Annotated in this window: 18 protein-coding genes; 11 read left to right on the top strand and 7 right to left on the bottom strand. The window is 72.4% G+C overall.

The features are described 5' to 3' along the window. The first annotated feature begins 442 nt into the window (after positions 1-442). The 3 genes from OTB20_RS13020 (at position 443) to OTB20_RS13010 (ending at position 4,712) form a co-directional block, all read left to right on the top strand. Positions 443-1,597, top strand: coding sequence for a threonine aldolase family protein (locus OTB20_RS13020; protein WP_420716383.1), 1,155 nt, complete (start codon positions 443-445; stop codon positions 1,595-1,597). 189 nt (positions 1,598-1,786) lie between these two features. After that, positions 1,787-2,911: a DUF5937 family protein gene (locus tag OTB20_RS13015; protein WP_267817309.1), complete on the top strand. Its 1,125-nt coding sequence runs from the start codon at positions 1,787-1,789 to the stop codon at positions 2,909-2,911. A 247-nt stretch (positions 2,912-3,158) separates the two neighbouring features. Then, complete coding sequence (locus OTB20_RS13010; protein ID WP_267817308.1) at positions 3,159-4,712, top strand: M28 family metallopeptidase; 1,554 nt, start codon at positions 3,159-3,161, stop codon at positions 4,710-4,712. Between the two features lie 46 nt (positions 4,713-4,758). Here the strand turns inward: OTB20_RS13010 and OTB20_RS13005 are convergent, their stop codons facing one another. Beyond that, positions 4,759-5,739 (bottom strand): SAM-dependent methyltransferase, encoded by a 981-nt coding sequence (locus OTB20_RS13005; RefSeq protein WP_267817306.1) that lies wholly within the window; start codon positions 5,737-5,739, stop codon positions 4,759-4,761. Between the two features lie 106 nt (positions 5,740-5,845). Here OTB20_RS13005 and OTB20_RS13000 point away from each other — a divergent pair, with 106 nt between their 5' ends. Both OTB20_RS13000 and OTB20_RS12995 read left to right on the top strand, forming a co-directional pair. After that, entirely contained in the window at positions 5,846-7,048 is a 1,203-nt protein-coding gene (locus tag OTB20_RS13000; protein ID WP_267817305.1) for a sensor histidine kinase, read from the top strand. 2 nt (positions 7,049-7,050) lie between these two features. Continuing rightward, complete coding sequence (locus OTB20_RS12995) at positions 7,051-7,743, top strand: response regulator (RefSeq protein WP_267755405.1); 693 nt, start codon at positions 7,051-7,053, stop codon at positions 7,741-7,743. A 30-nt stretch (positions 7,744-7,773) separates the two neighbouring features. Here the strand turns inward: OTB20_RS12995 and OTB20_RS12990 are convergent, their stop codons facing one another. Beyond that, positions 7,774-9,252 carry a PH domain-containing protein gene (locus OTB20_RS12990; RefSeq protein WP_420716380.1) on the bottom strand — a complete coding sequence of 493 codons (1,479 nt, stop codon included), beginning with the start codon at positions 9,250-9,252 and terminating at the stop codon, positions 7,774-7,776. After that, positions 9,249-9,740 (bottom strand): PH domain-containing protein, encoded by a 492-nt coding sequence (locus OTB20_RS12985; RefSeq protein WP_267817303.1) that lies wholly within the window; start codon positions 9,738-9,740, stop codon positions 9,249-9,251. Before OTB20_RS12985 ends, OTB20_RS12990 begins: the two co-directional genes overlap by 4 nt. 31 nt (positions 9,741-9,771) lie before the next feature. On the opposite strand from OTB20_RS12985, the gene OTB20_RS12980 reads away from it, so the two are divergent. The 5 genes from OTB20_RS12980 to OTB20_RS12960 all read left to right on the top strand — a co-directional run bounded on the left by OTB20_RS12980 (position 9,772) and on the right by OTB20_RS12960 (position 14,850). After that, a complete protein-coding gene (locus OTB20_RS12980) occupies positions 9,772-10,914 on the top strand; it encodes an NADH-quinone oxidoreductase subunit D (protein ID WP_267755410.1) in 1,143 nt (380 codons plus the stop codon). Positions 10,915-10,940: 26 nt separating this feature from the next. Beyond that, the gene (locus OTB20_RS12975) at positions 10,941-11,858 is read left to right on the top strand and encodes an arylamine N-acetyltransferase family protein (protein WP_267817302.1); all 918 of its coding nucleotides are present in this window, start codon (positions 10,941-10,943) and stop codon (positions 11,856-11,858) included. A gap of 127 nt (positions 11,859-11,985) precedes the next feature. Next, entirely contained in the window at positions 11,986-12,201 is a 216-nt protein-coding gene (locus OTB20_RS12970; protein WP_267817301.1) for a hypothetical protein, read from the top strand. Positions 12,202-12,296: 95 nt separating this feature from the next. Next, a complete protein-coding gene (locus OTB20_RS12965) occupies positions 12,297-13,652 on the top strand; it encodes a lipase family protein (protein WP_267817300.1) in 1,356 nt (451 codons plus the stop codon). Between the two features lie 37 nt (positions 13,653-13,689). After that, complete coding sequence (locus OTB20_RS12960; protein ID WP_267817351.1) at positions 13,690-14,850, top strand: RNA-guided endonuclease InsQ/TnpB family protein; 1,161 nt, start codon at positions 13,690-13,692, stop codon at positions 14,848-14,850. 33 nt (positions 14,851-14,883) lie between these two features. Here the strand turns inward: OTB20_RS12960 and OTB20_RS12955 are convergent, their stop codons facing one another. The 4 genes from OTB20_RS12955 to OTB20_RS12940 form a co-directional block, all read right to left on the bottom strand. Further along, positions 14,884-15,969 carry a hypothetical protein gene (locus OTB20_RS12955; RefSeq protein WP_267817299.1) on the bottom strand — a complete coding sequence of 362 codons (1,086 nt, stop codon included), beginning with the start codon at positions 15,967-15,969 and terminating at the stop codon, positions 14,884-14,886. 97 nt (positions 15,970-16,066) lie between these two features. Then, positions 16,067-17,059, bottom strand: coding sequence for an ABC transporter substrate-binding protein (locus OTB20_RS12950; protein ID WP_267817298.1), 993 nt, complete (start codon positions 17,057-17,059; stop codon positions 16,067-16,069). Positions 17,060-17,156: 97 nt separating this feature from the next. Beyond that, the gene (locus OTB20_RS12945) at positions 17,157-17,822 is read right to left on the bottom strand and encodes an ABC transporter permease (protein ID WP_267817297.1); all 666 of its coding nucleotides are present in this window, start codon (positions 17,820-17,822) and stop codon (positions 17,157-17,159) included. Further along, a complete protein-coding gene (locus OTB20_RS12940) occupies positions 17,822-18,553 on the bottom strand; it encodes an ABC transporter permease (protein ID WP_267817296.1) in 732 nt (243 codons plus the stop codon). The genes OTB20_RS12945 and OTB20_RS12940 overlap by 1 nt, the downstream gene beginning before the upstream one ends. Positions 18,554-18,685: 132 nt before the next feature. On the opposite strand from OTB20_RS12940, the gene OTB20_RS12935 reads away from it, so the two are divergent. After that, the gene (locus OTB20_RS12935) at positions 18,686-19,648 is read left to right on the top strand and encodes an ABC transporter ATP-binding protein (protein ID WP_267817294.1); all 963 of its coding nucleotides are present in this window, start codon (positions 18,686-18,688) and stop codon (positions 19,646-19,648) included. The last annotated feature ends 20 nt before the right edge of the window (positions 19,649-19,668 follow it).

Raw genomic sequence — 19,668 nt, 5'->3', positions numbered from 1 at the left:
GGTCGGCGATGATCGGTGGATGAACCAGGACACGGAGCGGGACGCCCGGCCGGCGGCCGGACGGATGGACGGGGCGGCGGAGGCCGACGGGGAGGCGGGGGCGGACGGGGCCGGGGCCAGGGCAGCGCAGACCGGTCCGGGTGCGGAAGCGGGACCGGGTACGGAGGGCGGCCCCGGCATCGAGACCGGCCCAGCGGCTCGGACCCACCCAAACGCGGAGACCGGACCGGACGTCGAGACGGGCCCGGACGTCGAGACGGGCCCGGACGTCGAGACGGGCCCGGACGTCGAGACGGGCCCGGACGTCGAGACGGGCCCGGACGTCGAGACGGGCCCGGACGTCGAGACGGGCCCGGGCGTTGACGCCGACCCGGACGTTGACGCCGACCCGGACGTTGACGCCGACCCGGACGTCGAGACCGGCCCGAACGTCGGCGCCGGCCTGGGCGCTGAGACCGGCCCCGAACCCCAGGCGGCCGGGGCCGATTCCGTGGCTCGCAGGCTCGTGGTGGCGGGGCGGAGCGCGTCGCGCAAGCTGTCGCACAGCCTGCGCGAGGCGACGGTCGGCGAGTTGCTGGCGGAGCTGGGCGGCCTGGCCCCGGACCCGGACGAGCCGGCCGACATCTACGGCGACGGCGTCGTGGAGCGGCTGGAGCGCCGGGTCGCGGAGCTGCTCGGCACCGAGGACGCGGCGTTCTTCCCGACCGGGACGATGGCCCAGCAGATCGCGCTGCGCTGTTGGGCCGGACGGACCGGGAACCCGGTGGTGGCCCTGCATCCGATGAGCCATCCGGAGGTGTGGGAGGGCGGCGCGCTGTCCGTCGTCTCGGGGCTGCGGACCGTCCACCCGACGGGCGAACCGCGCCAGCCGACCGCGTCCGAGCTCGCCGACCTGGCGGAGCCGTTCGGGACGCTGATGCTGGAGCTTCCACTGCGGGAAGCGGGTTTCCTGCTCCCGAGCTGGGCGGAGCTGCAGGCCGTGGTGGACACCGCCCGGGCGCGGGACGCGGTGGTCCATTTCGACGGGGCCCGGCTGTGGGAGTCGACGGTCCACTTCGGCCGGTCGCTGCCGGAGATCGTGGCGTTGGCGGACTCGGTGTACGTCTCCTTCTACAAGTCCCTCGGGGGCCTCAGCGGGGCCGCCCTCGCCGGATCCACGTCGCTCGTGGCGGAGGCGAGGGTCTGGCGGCACCGGTACGGGGGCCAGATCTTCCGCCAGTTCCCGGCCGCCCTCTCCGCCCTGGCCGGGCTGGAACGGGAGCTGCCTCGGCTGCCGTCCTACGTGGCCAAGGCCCGCACGGTGGCCTGCGCCCTGTCCTCGGCGTTCGCGGCGGCCCCCGAGGTCCCCTGGTTCCGGGTCCACACGGAGGTCCCGCACACCCACCAGTTCCAGGTGTGGCTCCCCTACGACGCGGACCGCCTCACCGAGGCGGGCGTCCGCCTGGCGGAGGAGACGGGCACGGTCCTCTTCCGCCGCTGGTCCCCCGACGGCCCGCCGGGCCTGTCCGTGACGGAGGTCGAGGTCACGCAGCCGGGCCTGTCCTGGACGGAGGCCGACGTGGCGGAGGCGGTACGGGGCTTCGTGGCCCGGCTGTAGGCCGGCCACGAAGCCCGGCTGCAGGCCCGGCTGCAGGCCTGGTTGCAGGCCTGGTTGCAGCCCCAGGCCCGGGCGGCCCGGCGGCCGTCGGTCCGGGTTCGCCCGGGCCGCCCCGCGCCGGGGGCCGTGCGGGTGGACGGGGTGCGCGCCCTGTCCACCGTCCGGCAGGCGCACCGGCAGAATGATCCGATGAGCGTCACCATCGACATCACCGGGCTCCCCGCGGAGCGGATCGCCTTCGCGCCGTCCCCGCTGGCGGAGCTCCGCATGGCGTTGCACGCGCTCTCCCAGCCCGGTCATCACCCTGGGCTCGCCTCCTGGACCTCCACCACCGCGGCCGGACTCGACCCAGGCCTGGCGGACCGGCTGCTGGAGGGCGATTTCATGTGGCGCAGCTCCTTCGCCGACCTCTTCATGGCCTTCGCGGGGATTCCCGGCGGCTCCGGCCTGCCCGGCCGCACCCTGGCCGCCGAGCTCGACGTACTCGACCGGCTGGACGACGAGCGCTTCGTGGCGGCCGCCCTGGAGCACTGCCGGCTGGCCCACTACAACGAGGGCGGCGGCCCGTCGCCGCTCTCGGATCCGCTCACCCGGGCGAAGGCCCTGGGGACGGCTTCCGCGCGCGGTCCGCAGCAGTTGGCCTTCGCCGTACGGGTGCTCGACGACACCGCCGGTGTCCGGGTGTGGCTGCGCCGACTGCTGGAGGACTGCGACGAGGCCTTCTTCGCGGAGACCTGGCGCCGGGTCGAGCCCGGCCAGAGCGCGGACGCCCGGCACAAGACGGAGCTGCTGCGACGCAAGGGGCTGCCGGCCGTACTGAAGGAGGTCTCCTCGGCGCTGAGCGTCGACGAGGGGCTGACCAGCATCTCGGCGGACAAGATGGTCCACGGTTCCGCGACGGCCACCGATCCCCGAATAGGCGACGGCCTGCTGTTCGTGCCCACGAACTTCGGCTGGCCCCACCTGCTGGTGCTGCACGCCCCCGGCTGGCGCCCCGTCGTCCACTACCCGCTCGGCACTCCCGAACTGGCCTCCTCACCCGGGTCCGTGGAGCTGCTGCAGCGGCGCATGGAGGCCCTGGCGCATCCGCTGCGGATGAGGCTGTGCCGCAATCTGGCGCGCGCCCCGTACACGACCGGCGAGTTGGCGTCCGCGCACGGGATAACCGCCCCGGAGGTGTCCCGCCACCTCGCGGTGCTGAAGCGGGCCGGACTGATCCGGACGCACCGGCAAGGGCGCTACGTACAGCATCAGTTGGACCTGGCGGCGATCGCGCGGATCGGCTCCGATTTCATCGAGGGCATCCTGCGGTAACGGGGAGACCCGGAACCGCGGGCGGGCACTGGCCGGTTCTCGACGACTCAGATGCTCCGATATACGGATTTCACAAACCGGAATCAGTGAAAAGTCTGGCCATGGAAGCCACTTGGTGCCTAACGTGCGTCCACTGCTCCCCCTACCCAGCGCAACGCACCTGACCTGCGCCCTGACCTGCGTCTGCCTCCGTGCCCCCGTTGGCTCCTTCGGCATGCGCACGCCCATCAGCTGTGGAAGGACTTTCATGCCCTCACGCCGTATAGCCGCAGCCACCGCCGCCCTGGCGGCCGCGGCCCTCGTCTCCCCGCTGCTCCTCGCCGGACCGGCCGGAGCCACCGGCAGCCCGCAGAGCGACGCCGCCCGGGGTGACGCACTGGCTCGAAAGCTGGTCAAGGACTCCACCGGCAAGGGCGCCAACAACCACCTGAAGGTCTTCCAGGCCATCGCCGACTACAACAAGGGCACCCGTGTGGCGGGTTCCAAGGGCCACGAGCAGTCGGCCCTGTACGTCGAGCTCGTCATGCGCGCGGCCGGGTACAAGGTCACCAGGAACGCGTTCGACTTCGTGTACGTCGAGACGGTCGCCGAATCCCTGAAGGTCAACGGCCCGGCGGGCCGTAGCGTCCCGATCAAGCTGATGACGTACACCGCCAGCGGTCCGGCGAACGGCGTGACGGCGCAGATCGCCGCCGCCCCGGTCGACGCCGACGGTACGAGCGGCTGCGAGCCCGGCGACTTCGCCGCGGGCGCCTTCACCGGCAAGGTCGCGCTGATCAAGCGCGGCGGCTGCGCCTTCGCGGTCAAGCAGGAGAACGCGGCGACGGCCGGCGCGGTCGGCGCGATCATCTACAACAACACCGAGGGCGCCCTCAACGGCACCATCGGCTCGGCGGACGCCGGGAAGATCCCCACCGGCGGCGTCACGCGGGCCGAGGGCGAGCGGCTCGCCGCCGACGCCGCCGCGGGACCGGTCGAGGTCACCCTCGACATCCGCGAGTTCCGGGAGAACCGCAAGTCGTACAACGTCGTCGCGGAGACGCGGGGCGGCGACGAGAACAACACCGTCTTCCTCGGCGCGCACCTCGACTCCGTCGCGGCGGGCCCGGGCATCAACGACAACGGCTCCGGCTCGGCCGGCATCCTCCAGGTCGCGCAGCAGCTCGCGAGCAGCCAGGCGAAGGTCAAGAACAAGGTCAAGTTCGCCTGGTGGTCGGCGGAGGAGTTCGGCCTGCTCGGCTCCGAGGCGTACGTCGGCGGGCTGACGGACGCGCAGAAGAAGCAGATCAAGCTCTACTTGAACTTCGACATGATCGCCTCACCGAACGCCGCGTACTTCGTCTACGACGGCGACGACTCCGACAAGGTCGGCTCGGGTCCCGGCCCGGAGGGCTCCGCGCAGCTGGAGAAGGGGATCAACGACTTCCTCGACTCCAAGAAGATCCCGCGCGAGGGCACCGACTTCTCGGGCCGCTCGGACTACGGCCCGTTCATCGAGGTCGGCATCCCCTCGGGAGGCACCTTCACGGGCGCCGAGGGCATCAAGACGCCGGAGCAGGCGGCGAAGTTCGGCGGACAGGCCGGGGTCGCGTACGACGTGAACTACCACGGCAAGGGCGACACCCTCGCGAACATCGACCAGAAGGCGCTCGACATCAACGTCGACGTCATCGCCGACGCGGTGGGCCACTACGCGTACGACCTGGCGCCGCTGGGCCGCCCGGTCGTCTCGGAGCCGAGCACCGGCACGGGCACCGGAGGCGGCCTCCACGAAGGCCACGACCACGACACCACGGAATAGTCCGGCCCGGCCGGAGCAGAGGGCAGCCACCACACGGGGCCGCCCTCTACTCCGGCCACTCCCGGACGCCGACCGGCTGGACCAGCCAGCCGAAGTCGCCCAGCCCGCCGCGCGCGGTGAGTTCAGCCGCCTCCCCGGCCGAGGACAGCGCCCGGACGTACGCCACCGGGTCCGTCGAGGCCAGGGCGAGCGGGGGCCGGGCCCCCGAGACGCCGAGGGCGGCCAGTGCGTCCCGCTGCGTCAGCAGCACCGCCCCCGGCCCCGCGCACGCGTCCAGCGCCACGTGCGCGGTGACGTCGCAGCCGCCGTCCGGCACCGCGGCGACCTCCCGCCCTGCGCGGAATCCGGTCAGCGTCCCGAAGGGCGGCCGGGAGTCCCGGGTGTGGGCGTAGTCCACCGCGACCGCCAGCCCCTGCTCCAGCGTGGCGACGGCCGCCGACCACGCCTCGTCACGCGGCCGCCCGATCTCCGCACGGCCCGCACCGGGCCACCACCGCTCCAGCCAGGCCAGGTCCGGCCCGTCCAGGGGGCCGCCCGCGCTCTCCGTACCGTCCGGCGCGACCGCCACGTAGCGGCCGTCCTCGGCGAGGTCCAGCGGTACGTTGTCGAGCCACTCGTTGGCGAAGAGCAGCCCCCTGGTCCCGCCGGGCGGCTCGCCCACCCACCGGATCCGCCCGTCCAGCCCGACGGGGCGCCCCGCGCGCTCCACCCCGCACGGCCGCACCCGCGCGGCCGTCTCCGGCGGGAGCGCGGCCAGCACCCCGGTCAGCAGTTCCCCGCGGCCGGCCCCTACGTCGACGAGGTCCAGCTCCTCCGGACGGCCGAGGGCCTCGTCCACCCACAGGAGCAGTCGGGCCACCGCCCCCGCGTAGAGCGGCGAGGCGTGCACGGAGGTGCGGAAATGCCCTGCGGGGCCGGGCCCGCCGGGGCGTACGTAGAAGCCGTCGGGCCCGTACAGCGCCCGCTCCATCGCCGTCCGCCAGCGGACCGGACCCGCCTGCGCCGTGCCTTCACCCTGAGTGCTCATCGGTGAAAGGTTATGGTCGCCTACACCTTCGGTAGTACTCCACCGTTGTGTGGATCGCCCCTCTGGTTGACTCCAGCACCTATCTCCTTTCCCTACTCTGGGTTACGTGCAGCGCCTCTACGATTTCCTCCGCAGACACCCGACGGGCGTCGACAGCTTCTGGGCTGTCCTCCTCTTCGGGGTCGCGATGATGAACGTCGTGAGCGAGCCCGCCCTGGACACCGCCCACAAGATGGCCGCCGTACCCCTCGTCCTCGCCCTGTGCGCGGCGGTGGCGCTGCGCCGCAAGTGGACCCCGCAGATGTTCTGGCTCGTCCTGGGGGCGGGGCTCTACCAACTGGTCCTGGGCATCGAGGCCGGCACCTGGGACCTGGCGATGTTCGTGATCCTCTTCACCGTCGCCGCCGGCGACGCCCCGCGCTGGGTGTCCCGCACCGCGCTGGGCTGGGGTCTCGCGTCCGCGCCGCTCTACTTCCTGCGGTTCGGCCTGGACAAGGGGACCACCGGTTTCGAAAGCCTCGCCTACACCCTGTTCATGATCGTCCCCTTCGCCCTGGCCTGGGTGATGGGCGACTCCCTGCGCACCCGCCGCGCCTATTACGACCAGCTCGTCGAACGCAACCAGCGCCTGGAGAACGAGCGCGCCGCCCAGGCCCAGGTGGCCGTCGCCGCCGAGCGCGCCCGGATCGCCCGCGAGCTGCACGACGTCGTCGCCCACAACGTCTCGGTGATGGTGGTCCAGGCCGACGGAGCCGCCTACGTGATGGACGCGGCCCCCGAGCAGGCCAAGGAGGCCCTGCAGACCATCTCCGGCACCGGGCGCCTCGCGCTGGCAGAGATGCGCCGGCTGCTGGGCGTCCTGCGCACCGGTGAGCCGCAGGAGTCCGAGGACTACGTTCCGCAGCCCGACGTGGAGCAGATCGAGGTGCTCATCGAGCAGGTACGGGCGGCCGGGCTCACGGTGGACTTCGAGGTCGAGGGCGCGCCGCGCACGCTGCCCAGCGGCGTCGAGCTGACGGCGTACCGGATCGTGCAGGAGGCGCTGACCAACACGCGCAAGCACGGCGGTCCGAGCGCGAAGGCCAGCGTGCGGCTCGTCTACTTCGACGACGGGCTCGGCCTGCTCGTCGAGGACGACGGCCGGGGCGCGGCCCACGAGCTGTACAAGGACGGCGGCGCCGACGGCGCCGGACACGGGCTGATCGGCATGCGCGAACGCATCGGTATGGTCGGAGGCACCCTGGACGCGGGCCCCCGGCCCGGCGGCGGCTTCCGGATCAGCGCCTTGCTCCCCCTGAAGAAAAGGTGATCATGTCCTTCCCCACCAGCTCCTCCATCCGCGTGATGCTGGTCGACGACCAGGTGCTGCTGCGCACCGGTTTTCGGATGGTGCTCGCCGCACAGCCCGACATGGAGGTGGTCGCCGAGGCCGGCGACGGCCTGGAGGCGCTGGAGGTGCTGCGGGCCACCAAGGTGGACGTGGTGCTGATGGACGTCCGCATGCCGCGGCTCGACGGGGTCGAGGCGACGCGCCGCATCTGTGAGCCCGACGAGCACCCCAAGGTCATCATCCTGACCACCTTCGACCTGGACGAGTACGCCTTCTCGGGTCTGAAGGCGGGGGCGAGCGGGTTCATGCTCAAGGACGTCCCGCCCGGCGAGCTGCTGGCCGCGATCCGGTCGGTGCACAGCGGCGACGCGGTCGTCGCCCCGTCCACCACGCGACGGCTGCTGGACCGGTTCGCGCCGATGCTGCCCTCGACCTCGGCGGAACCGCGGAACAAGGACGTCGAGCGGCTGACGGAGCGCGAGCGCGAGGTCATGCTGCTGGTCGCCCAAGGCCTGTCGAACGGCGAGATCGCCGCCCGCCTGGTCCTCTCGGAGGCCACGGTCAAGACCCACGTGGGCCGCATCCTGACCAAGCTGGGCCTGCGCGACCGGGTCCAGGTCGTGGTCCTGGCGTACGAGACCGGGCTGGTCCGCGCGGGCGGCGGAGCGAACTAGGCCGTCTCCCCTGAGGGCCGTGCCCGGCCCTCAGGTCATCCAGCGGTCCGGGCGGGCGGCGGCCCGGGAGGTACGGGAGCGGGCCGCCTGGGCGTGGAGCAGCTCGGCGGCTTCGCCGGCCTCGCGCAGGCGGGCGGTGACCGTAGCGTTCGCGCCGGTGTCCACGTGGACGTCGGCCACCCCGTGGGCGCGCTGCCAGGGGCCCTGGGAGTAGCGCACGCTCTGCACCTTGGCGTGCGGGACGATCTCCGTACGCCGGCACAGGCGTCCGCGCCGGGCCGCGAACACGTCCGCGGAGACGGCCAGGCCGTACCCCTTCCACCACACCGGCACCACCCAGCGCGATCCGTTGCGGGGCGAGGGCTCGAAGACGAGGGACCCGAGGTCGACGTCAGGGAGTACCCGGGCGACGACGGCATGGGCTGCGGCCCGGGTGGCCACCGGGACCAGGACGTCGTTCTTCGAGCCGGCCACCGCCAGCTCCACCCGGACCCAGCCGCGCCGGCGCCACAGCAGCGGCTCGACGATCCGTACCGTCTGCACGCGACCCGGCGGCACCGTCTCGTGGGCCCGGTCGAGCATTCCGTGGTCGAGCCGGAGCCCGTCCGGGGACTCGGCGACCCGCCAGTCGTACTCGGTGAGGAACCGGCCGGCGCTGGCCGCCCACACCGCGCCCAGGACCGGCAGCAGGGTGGCGAGGGCCACCCACGGGCTGGAGCTGAACCACCACACCGCGAACGGCCCGAGGATCCCGCCGGCGAGGGCCGCCCAGGCGGACAGGGTGAGGACGAGCGACATCACCAGATCGCGCGGCGCCACCCGCAGCAGCTCCCGCTCGGGGGCCTCGCCCAGCAGCGGGGCCTCGGCCGGGGTGAAACCGGCCGCGCGGGCAAGCAGCTCGGCACGGAGCGCGACGGCGTCCTTCTCGGACAGGAAGGCCAGCTCGTCCTTGTCGTCGGTGCCGATGACGTCGAGGCGCAGCTTGGCGACGCCCGCGAGGCGGGCCAGCAGGGGGCGGGTGACGTCGATCGCCTGGATCCGGTCGAGGCGGATGTGCGCGGTGCGGCGGAAGAGGAGCCCGCTGCGGATGCGCAGTTCGGTGTCGGTGACGGCGTAGTGCGTGAACCACCAGCTGAGGAAGCCGTACACGCCGAAGACGAGGACCAGCGCGACCAGCGCCAGGAACCGCAGGGCCACGGAGACTGCCGTCACCCACTCCGTGACGTTCTCGCCCTGCTGGGCCACGAGGCCGATGGTCGCGGCGATCGGCACCCAGGCACGGCGCAGCGGGGTGAGGAAGTGCAGCCGCCGTTCCTGGGCGGGGCCGGAGACGGCGGTCCCGGACGTTGCGGACTCGGACGCGGCGGACCCGGCTGCGGCGGACCCGGCTGCGGATACGGCTCCCGCCGGGGACGCGCCCTCGGCCCCGGGCTCAGTCGCGGGCTCAGTCCCCGGCTCGCGTTCGGCCCCTGCCCCGGCCTCCGGCCCGGCCCCCGCCGACGGCGTCACAGCCCCGCCGACCTTGCCTCGCCGAGCACCGTCAGCCGGTCGCGCAGCCGTTCCGCCTCCTCGGGCGCGAGTCCGGGGATCTTGGCGTCGGTCGCCGCGGCGGCCGTGTGCAGCTGTACGGAGGCCAGTCCGAAGCGGCGCTCCAGCGGGCCGGAGGTCACCTCGACCAGTTGCATCCGCCCGTACGGAACCACGGTCTGGGCCCGCCACATCACGCCCCGGCTGATCAGCAGGTCGTCCGCGCGTTCCGCGTACCGCCAGGACCGCCAGTTCCGTCCGAGCATGACCCAGCCCCAGGCCAGGACCACCAGCCAGAACCCGCCGACCGCCGCCCAGCCCGGTCCGACGGCCAGCCCCAGTACGACGGCCGTCACCGCCGTCAGGAGGGACATCCACAGCACCAGCAGCAGCCTGCGCAGAGTCAGCAGCCCGCCCGGCAGCCCCACCCACTGGGGTGGACCCGTCTCATCCTCTGTCCCCGTTTCCATCCCCCCACCCTAGGGCTGAGACAATGCCGCCATGACGGAGACCACGGTCGGCATCGGCGGAGCGGCGGAGAGCACCGACATGGTGCTCAACATCGGCCCCCAGCACCCTTCTACGCACGGCGTGCTCCGCCTGCGCCTCGTCCTCGACGGCGAGCGGATCGTCAGCGCCGAGCCGGTGGTCGGCTACATGCACCGCGGCGCCGAGAAGCTCTTCGAGGCCCGCGACTACCGCCAGATCGTGATGCTCGCGAACCGCCACGACTGGCTGTCCGCGTTCTCCAACGAGCTGGGCGTCGTCATGGCCGTCGAGCGGATGCTCGGCATGGAGGTGCCGGAGCGGGCCGTGTGGATGCGGACCCTGCTCGCCGAGCTGAACCGGGTCCTGAACCACCTGATGTTCCTCGGTTCGTACCCCCTGGAGCTCGGCGGCATCACCCCGATCTTCCACGCGTTCCGCGAGCGCGAGGAACTGCAGGCCGTCATGGAGGAGATCTCCGGCGGCCGCATGCACTACATGTTCAACCGGGTCGGCGGCCTCAAGGAGGACATCCCGGCCGGCTGGCTGGGCCGGGCCCGGGCCGCCATCGCCGACGTCAACACGCGCATGCACATCTACGACGACCTGGTGCGCGGCAACGAGATCTTCCGCGCCCGCACCCGCGGCGTCGGCGTCCTGTCGGCCGAGGCCGTGCACGCGTACGGGGTCTCCGGCCCGATCGCCCGCGCCTCCGGCGTCGACTTCGACCTGCGCCGCGACGAGCCGTACCTCGCCTACGGCGAGCTCCAGGACGTGCTGAAGGTCGCCACCCGCACCGAGGGCGACTGTCTGGCCCGCTTCGAGGTCCTGCTGGAGCAGACCCGCAACGCGCTGGACCTGGCGGTCGCCTGCCTGGACCGGATGGCGGAGCTGGCGCCCGGCCCGATCAACCAGCGGCTGCCGAAGGTGCTGAAGGCGCCCGAGGGCGAGACGTACGCGTGGACCGAGAACCCCCTGGGCATCAACGGCTACTACCTGGTCTCCAAGGGCGAGAAGACCCCGTACCGGCTCAAGCTGCGCTCGGCGTCGTACAACAACATCCAGGCGCTGGCGGTGCTGCTCCCCGGGCAGCTGGTCGCGGACATGGTCTCGATCCTCGGCTCGCTGTTCTTCGTGGTCGGCGACATCGACAAGTAGCCGCACCCGCGTTTTAGGCTGCTCGCATGACCCCTGGCACATCAACGGCCCCGCGCCCCGGCGCGTACGCCGCCTACCTGCGGCGGCTCGGCATCGAGGAGCCCGGCGCGCCCTCCGCCGAGGGGCTGTTCGCCCTTCAGCGGGCGCACCTGGAACGCATCCCGTACGAGAACGTGGACATACAGCTCGGCCGGGCCGCCGGCATCGACCCCGAGCTGTCGGTACGCCGCTTCGGCGCCGGACGCGGCGGCTACTGCTTCCACCTCAACGGGGCCTTCGCCGCGCTCCTCGACCACCTCGGCTACGAGGTCACCCGCCATGTCGGCGGCGTGTACACGGAATCCGAGTCCGAGGCCGCCGTACGGGGCGAGAGCGGCGACCACCTGGCCCTCACCGTCCGCGTGGCAGCGGCGGGGGACGCCAAAGACACCGAGGCCGCCGAGGCCACCGAGTACTACGTGGACGCCGGGCTCGGCGACGGCCCGTACGAGCCGCTGCCCCTGCGCGAAGGCCCGTACCGCCAGGGGGCCTTCAGCTACTCCCTGGAGCGGCTGCCCAAAACGGGCTGGCTCTACCGGCACCCGGGCAGCTCCGCCCCGCTCGTGAGCTTCCGCACGGAGCCCGCCGGAACGGCCGGGACGGCCGGCTTCGAGGCCGAGCACCTGCGGCTGTCGACCTCGGAGGACTCCGGTTTCGTACGGGCCTTCGCGGCCCTGCGGCGCGACGCGGACGGCATCGACGTCCTACGGGGGCGGGTGCTGAGCCGGATCGACCCGGTGAAGGGAAACACCGAACGGGTGCTGGACGGCCCGGAGGAGTTCTACGCCACGCTGGAGGGCCGCTTCGGCCGGGAGCTCGACGACCTGACCCCGACGGACCGCACCGCCCTGTGGACCCGGGTCAGCCGCGCCCACGAGACCTGGCTGGCCACCCGCAGGACCTGACCCCTCGGCGGCCCCACGGCCGTGGGCGGATCCGCCGGCCGATGCCACCGGCCGGATGCCACCGGCGGGGCGCCGCGGCCCGCAGGCCGGGCGGGCCGATGTCCTTGGGGCAGGGCAGACTTGGGGGATGTCCCTCTCACCCCGCCGGGCCTGCCCCTCCTGCGGCCGCGACTGCGCCGTCACCGCCGGCCGGATCGCCCGCCACGACCCGCCCACCGGGCGGGACCGCGGGGACCTCGTCTCCTGCCCCGGCTCCCGCGCCCGCGTCACCCTCGGCGCCTCGGCCCCCACCCTGGACGGCTTCACCCTGGGCCCCCACCCGGGCCAGCTTCCGCTGTTCTAGCGCTGCGCCGGCCGGCGCCTTACGGGGGCAACCCCCCGCAACAGGGTTGGGACGGCCGGATGTTGGGTGCTGCGGGGGCGTCGTAGCTTCGGGGTATGACGATCCAGCAGAAGCAGCGCACCCGTCCGTGGCTCCAGCGCGGCGCCGCGGCCGTGGCCCTCGCCGCCGTCCTCGGCGCCGTCGTCGCGCCCGCGGCGCTCGCCGCCCCGTCCGCCCCCGCCCCCGCCCCCGCCCTGTCCGCCGACGCCGCGCACAGTGGCGGCCGAGGGCACCTGATCTCCCTCACCCCCCTGGAGAGCATCGGCCGCGCCGACGTCGCCGCCCTGCTCTCCCCGGTCGGCTTCGACACCTCGACGGTCCGGTACGGGGTCGCCGCGTACCGCCTCTCCTACGCCACCGTCGACCCTCAGGGCCGCCCCACGACCGCCACCGGCCTCCTCGTCCTGCCCCGCGGGGGACCGCACCGCCTGGACGTGGTCTCCGACACCCACGGCACGCTCGCCAACCGGGGCGACGCCCCGTCCTCGGGCTCGAGCCATACCCGGCTCACCCCGTACCTGCACGCCTCCGCCGGCCGCGCTGTCGCCGCCCCCGACTACCTGGGCCTGGGCGGCGGGCCCGGCAGCCACCCGTACATGGACACCCGTTCCTCGGTCACCGCCTCCGTCGACATGCTCAAGGCCTCCCGTACCGCGGCCGACCGGCTGGGCCGCACCGTGACCCGGGACGTGTACGCCACCGGCTTCTCGCAGGGCGCCCAGGTCGCGATGGCGCTGGGCCGCGAACTCTCCCTCGGCCGCAGCGGATTCCGGCTGCGCGCGCTGGCCCCGATCGCCGGCCCGTACGACCTGGCCGGCTCCGAGCTGCCCGGCATTTCCGACGGCCGGATCGAACCGCGCACCGCCGTGTTCTACCTCTCCTACTTCCTCACCGCGCAGAACCGGCTGCACCCGCTCTACAAGGACCCGGCGGAAGTCTTCCGCGCGCCCTATGCACAGGCTGTGGAAGGACTGTTCGACGGGAACCACCAGGAGCAGGACATCGTGGCCGCCCTCCCCGCGACGCCGCAGGAGCTGCTCACCGCGGAGTGGACCGCGAACATCCTCGACCCGCGCGGGGGCCTGCGCACGGCGCTGGAGGCCAACGACGGCACCTGCGACTGGAAGCCCGCCGCCCCTGTCCGCCTCTACGCGGGCTCGGCCGACACCGACGTGCCCATCGCCAACACCCGCGCCTGCGCCGCCGACCTGGCCCGCAACGGGGTCCGGGCGAAGGTGGTCGACCAGGGCCCGGGCGCCGACCACTTCACCTCGGCGGTCCGCTCGGCGCCCGAGTCCGTCCGCTGGTTCGACTCGTTGAGTCAGACCACCCTCCCAGCAGCCCAGGTCGTCCCGAGCCGCACCCCACTCCCGATGGCGGCCCGGCCCCTGGTCCGGCTCGTGACGTCCTAGGAGAGCGAGCTGACCGGCTGTCGGGTCAGATCGCCACCTGTGGGAGCAGCGTCGCTACACCCTGAGGTCGGCCGAGCAAAACAGGTACCTGACGACCGCCCGTGCGGATCTCCACTGGATCGGTGATCTGCCCGCGCAGGCAGGTCAGCAGATCCTGCGTCATTTGGACTTGGCGTACGACAATTTCTGGAACCCCGGACATCCGGCTCGGTTTCCGGCGCGGAAGAAGCGCGGGCATCGCCTGTCTGTCCCGTTTCCCGGCCAGGCGGTCAAGGTCCGCAAGCTGAACCACAAGTGGGCCGAGGTACGCCTGCCGAAGCTGGGCTGGCTGCGATTCCGGCTCTCCCGCGCCATTGGGGGGACGATCCGTAACGCCACCGTCTCACGGGACGGCAATGGCTGGCATGTCTCCTTCGGTGTCCACACCGGCCGCAGGCCGGACCGGCCGAATGGGAAGCCTGCGTGCGGGGTCGACTTCGGCGTCGCCGCGTCCGCGTTCGTCTCCTCCGAGACCATGCCACGCCTCATGCCGCCGATATTGACCGCCCCTGAGAAGAAGCGGCTCAAAGCACTGGAGCAGCGTAAGGCCCGCCAGATCGCCTACGCGAAAAAATACCAGGGCGGGAAGTACAGTCGCCGCCTGCGCGCGACAATCGGCCAGATCGCGAAGCTCACCACCCGGCAGGTCAACCGCCGCCAGGACTTCACGCACAAACTCACCACCGACCTCGCCAAAAACCACGGCCTGATCGGTGTCGAGGACCTGCGTGTCAAGAACATGAGCAAGTCAGCCAAAGGCACCACAGAGAAGCCGGGAAGGAGCGTCAGGGCGAAGGCCGGACTAAACCGGTCCGTCCTCGACAACACGCCTGGCGAGCGGCGGCGGCAGCTTGAGTACAAGACCCTGATGTACGGGTCAGTACTCATCGCCGTACCTGCGTTCCACACGTCTCAGACCTGCGCCGCATGTGGGCAGGTCGATCCCGAATCCCGTAAGGGATGCGGCCGGCTGTTCGCCTGCACTCGGTGCAGGCACGAGGACGATGCCGATCACAATGCCTCGGTCGAGATCGAGGTTCGAGCCCGCCGGACGGGCGGCTCGGTCATCAACAGCACGCGCAGCACCCCCAGGGTGCGAGTCCCGGCCAGCAGCCGGAGGCATACGCGTGAAACCCCGAAGCCCGCTCAGGCGAGCTGAAGGGAATCGCCCCGATTCAAGGGGCGAGGATCGTCAAGAGATCGCGGTACGGAGCTGCACCACGTCGATCGGCTCGGTCTCGTCGTGGGCGGTGAGGTCGATGACCTGGCCAACGGCGCGGTGCTCTTCGGTGGCCGCCTTGAACTCCGGATCCGCCCCGCCCTGGGCGGACTCCGCCTTGTGGACCGCGAGGGCCTCCGCACCGACCACATCGGCCAGGTCCTCGTTCTGCACGGACTCGATGACCGCGCGGGCCTGCGCCGCGGTCTTCGTGCCGAAGAAGTCGAAGCCGCCCTCGACGCGCGAGGTCGGCCGGCGCTGCGCGGCGTACGGGGCCACCGCGGCCGCGAGCCGACGCGCGGGGACGGCTGCCGCCGGGCCCGCGGGCACCGGGCCCGCCGGAACCGGCCCGGTGAGCGCGGGGCGGGAGTGCGCCTCCAGCGCGGCGGGCTTCGCCGGGGCCGAAGGCTTCGCCTGGTTGGCGGGCTTCGCCGGGGCGATGGCCGCCGGAGTCTTCGCAGCGGCCGGGGCCGCCTTGTGGGCCAGCGCCGCGAGCGCCGCGTGCGCGCGGGCGAAGCCCACCGTGGTGGCCGCGCCGGCCGAGGTGCGCTCCTCGGTGACCGCGGGAAGTTCCTTCGGAACGGCGGGCGGAGCCGCCGCGGCCGCGGCCTCGATGGCCAGCAGCCGGCGCCGCTCCAGGGCACTGGCCCGCTCGGTCTCGGCGGTCGCGTAACGCCGCAGCAGCGACGCGTGCTCCCCGCGCAGGCCCGCGAGCTCGACCCGCTTGGACCGCAGTTTGGCATCGAGCTTGCCGCGCAGCACCCGGGCCTCTTCGAGGTCGGATTCGAGCTCGGCTATCCGCTCGTCCGTCCTCCACTCGTCCTTGACCCGCTCGCGTCCGAGCTCGGTGACCCGGCGTCCGGCCGACAGGTCCCACGAACGCATGACGACGGCGCCGACGAGCCCGGCGGCCGCGGTGACGGCCACGAGCAGGCGCAGCGCCATCGGTTCCGCGAGCAGCCAGGCGGCGCCGGCGCCGGCGACGGACACACCGGCGACGGCCGTCGGCGTGAGCAGCCGGTGAAGGGGTTCGGGATTGCGGTGGCGTCCACGGGGCATGGCCTGAAATTTACAGTGCGTGGACAGGGTGCGGGGTAGCCGCCCGGGAATCTGTTTCCGAGCAGTTACCCCACGTGCCGCACGAAAGGCGCAACTCCTACTTCTTCAGCAGTCCCTTGGACTCGAGGTAGGCCTTCGCGACATCCGCCGGCTTGGCGCGCTCGGCGTCGATCTTGCGGTTCAGCTCGACCAGGTCGGCCGTGGTGAGCGCCTTGGTGATCTTGTCGAGGGCGGCCGTGATCTCGGGGGCCCCGGCGTCCTTGGCGTTGATGACCGGGAGCACGTTGTCGGCGTTCTGGAGCTTCTTGTCGTCCTCCAGCAGGACCAGGCCGAAGGCCTCGAGGGTGGCGTCCGTGGTGGTGGTGAGGACCAGTTGGTCCGTGCCGTCCTTCACCGCCTGCTTGGCCTGCGCGGTGCCGACGCCCTTCGGGTCGATACCGGAAACGTCGATCCCGTACGTCTTCTGCAATCCGGGTGCGCAGAAGGGCCGCACCGAGCATTCGTCACCCGCCGCGATCTTCACCTTCAGACCGGACTTGCCCAGATCGGAAAGGGTCTTGAGATTGTTCTTCGTGGCGAATTCCTTGCTCACCGCGAAGGCGTTCTGGTCGACCGCCGAGCCCGCGGGCAGCGCCTTCAGCCCCAGCGGGGCCGCCAGCTTCTCCAGGGCCGCCACCGTCGCCGTGACATCGCTCGACGCGACCGGCTTCTCCGTCGGCGCCTTGGAGCCGTTCACCTTGGCGTTGAGGAACTCCGCGAGGGTCGCCGCGTACTCCGGGACGACATCGATCTCGCCCTTCTCCAGCGAGGGCTCGTACAGCTCGCGGTTGTTGACCGTGGTGATCGAGGTGCTGTAGCCGGCGTCCTTCAGGATCTGCGCGTACAGCTCGGCCAGCACGTTGGACTCCGCGAAGCCGGCGGCGCCGATCACCAGCTTGCCCCCCTTGCCGCCCTCGGACGGCGCGGAGGCGGCGGCGGAGGAGTCCCCCTCGTTGGTCTTCTCCAGGCTGTCGCCACCGCACGCGGCGAGCGATGCGGTCAGGGCGACGGCCCCCAGGGCCGCGCCGAGGACACGCGTGGACTTGCTCATCTCAAATCTCCTTGGAGGGCGGTGTACGAGCGGTGTGGTCAAAGCGGTGTTCAAAGAGTCTTCAAGGGCGGAGGGGGCACCGCATGGGGCCTCGGGCTCAGCGGACGGCGGCCCCCGGCAGCAGCCGGTCGGCCGCCACCAGCGCGCCCTCCACGAGCAGGGCCAGCGCCGCGACCAGCAGGGCGCCCGCGACGACCTGCGGGGTGTTGTACGTGTTGAAGCCGGCGGTGATGATCCGGCCGAGGCCGCCCTGGCCGACCATGGCCGCGATGGTGGCGGTGGCGATGACCTGGACGGCTCCCGAGCGCAGCCCCGTCATCACCAGGCCGCGCGCGAGGGGCAGTTCCACCCGCCAGAAGAGCTGGCGGCCCGACATGCCCATGCCCCGGGCCGCCTCCACCACCGAGCGGTCGACCTCGCGCATGCCGACGTAGGCGTTGGTCAGCAGCGGCGGGATCGCGAAGAGCACGAGCGCGGCGATGGTGGGCAGGTACCCGGCGTTGCGCAGCGGGGAGACCATGAACAGCGCCAGCACCGCGAAGACCGGTACGGCCCGCCCGATGGTGGAGACGTTGACGGCGAGGCCGCCGCCCCTGCCGAGGTGCCCCAGCCACAAGCCGACCGGGAGGGCCACCGCGCAGGCCAGCGCCAGGGCGATCCCGCTGACGTACACGTGCTCGCCGAGCCGGTGCCAGACGCCGCTCTCCCCGGACCAGTTGGCCCCGTCGGCCAGCCAGTCCCAGGCCTGTCCCAGCACTCCCATCAGATTCCCCCGCTGACGTCGGCGGTGCGCGCGGCACCGTTGGTGCGGCGGGCACGTTTGGTTCGGGTGGCCCGGGTCCAGGGCGTCAGCAGCCGCTGGAGGCCGAGCAGAGCCAGGTCCGCGACCAGTGCGAGGAGCACGCACAGCACCGAGGCGGTGAGCACCTGCGCCTTGAACGAACTGTTCACGGCGGGTGCGATGAGATTGCCGAGGCCGCCCTTGCCCACGATGGAGCCCACGGTCGTCAGCGCGACCGTCGAGACGGTCGCGATCCGTACGCCGGCCAGCAGGGCGGGCAGCGCCAGCGGCAGTTCGACCTGCCACAGCAGCCGGCTCGGGCCGTACCCCATCCCGCGCGCGGCCTCCCGTACGTCCTCGGGCACGGCTTCGAGACCGGCCAGCACGTTGCGGACGAGGATGGTCAGCGAATACAGCACCAGACCGGTCACGACCAGCGATGCCGAGAGCCCGAAGACCGGCAGCAGCAGGGAGAACATGGCGAGCGAGGGGACCGTGTAGATCAAGGTGGTGATGCCCAGTACGGGGGCCGCCCAGCGGCGGCCGCGGCGGGCCAGCAGCGCGAGCGGGACGGACACGGCGATGCCGATCAGTACCGACACACCCGTGATCCACACGTGTTCGAGGGTGGCGTCGGTGAGCTCCTGGGAGCGGGACGAGACGTACTCCCAGCAGATCCAGTCGTTCGCCACCAGGCAGTCCTGCCCTGCCATCGCTCCTCATCCCCGCCGCCGACCGTACGTAGGAGCGACCATAACCCCCGGCACCGACAATGGCCGGAATCCTTCGCACGCGGGCAACACGCCCTTCACAAACGGACCCCGCGGGTAGGGAAAGATGGCGGGGTGATCCGATTCGAGCAAGTGACCAAGCGCTACCCCGACGGGACCACGGCCGTCGCGGACCTGTCCTTCGAGGTCGCCGAGGGCGAACTGGTCACCTTGGTGGGCCCGTCCGGCTGCGGCAAGACGACCACCATGAAGATGGTCAACCGCCTCATCGAGCCGACCTCCGGCCGGATCCTGCTGAACGGCGAGGACATCGCCGCGGCCGACCCGGTCGAACTGCGCCGGCGCATCGGCTACGTCATCCAGCAGGTCGGGCTGTTCCCGCACAAGACGGTGCTGGAGAACACGGCCACGGTGCCCCAGCTCATCGGCACCCCGAAGGCCAGGGCCCGCGCCCGGGCCGCGGAACTCCTCGAACTGGTCGGGCTGGACCCGGCCGTCTACGGGGGCCGCTACCCGGAGCAGTTGTCCGGCGGGCAGCGCCAGCGCGTCGGCGTGGCCCGGGCGCTCGCCGCGGATCCACCGGTGCTGCTGATGGACGAGCCGTTCGGCGCGGTGGACCCGGTGGTGCGCGAGCGGCTGCAGAACGAGTTCCTGACGCTCCAGAAGACCGTACGCAAAACGATCCTGCTGGTCACGCACGACCTGGAGGAGGCGGTCCGGCTCGGCGACCGCATCGCGGTCTACGGAGAGGGCACCATCGAGCAGTTCGCCCGCCCGGCGCAGGTGCTGGGCGCCCCGGCCACCGACTACGTGGCCGGTTTCGTCGGCGCCGACCGGGGGCTGAAGCGGCTCGCGGTCACGGCGGTGGCACAGGCCGATCTCGCCGCCGCCGACGGAAAGGCCCCCACCGCCGAAGTGGCGCTGGGGGCCAGTCTGCGCGAGGCGCTCGCGCTGCTGCTGCAGGAGGACTCGGGCCGGATCGGGGTCACGGATCCGGACTCCGGCGAGCTGATCGGCGTACTCACCCCCGAGGGCGTGCACCGGGCCCTGCGCCGGGCCCAGCTGCAGGAGGCCTGAGCGCCCTGCCGTACGCCCGC

This window comes from Streptomyces sp. H27-H1, assembly GCF_026627445.1.
Taxonomy (GTDB): Bacteria; Actinomycetota; Actinomycetes; order Streptomycetales; family Streptomycetaceae; genus Streptomyces.
The sequence above is the reverse complement of the archived record's forward strand: the minus strand, read 5'-3'. Positions and strand labels throughout refer to the sequence as shown.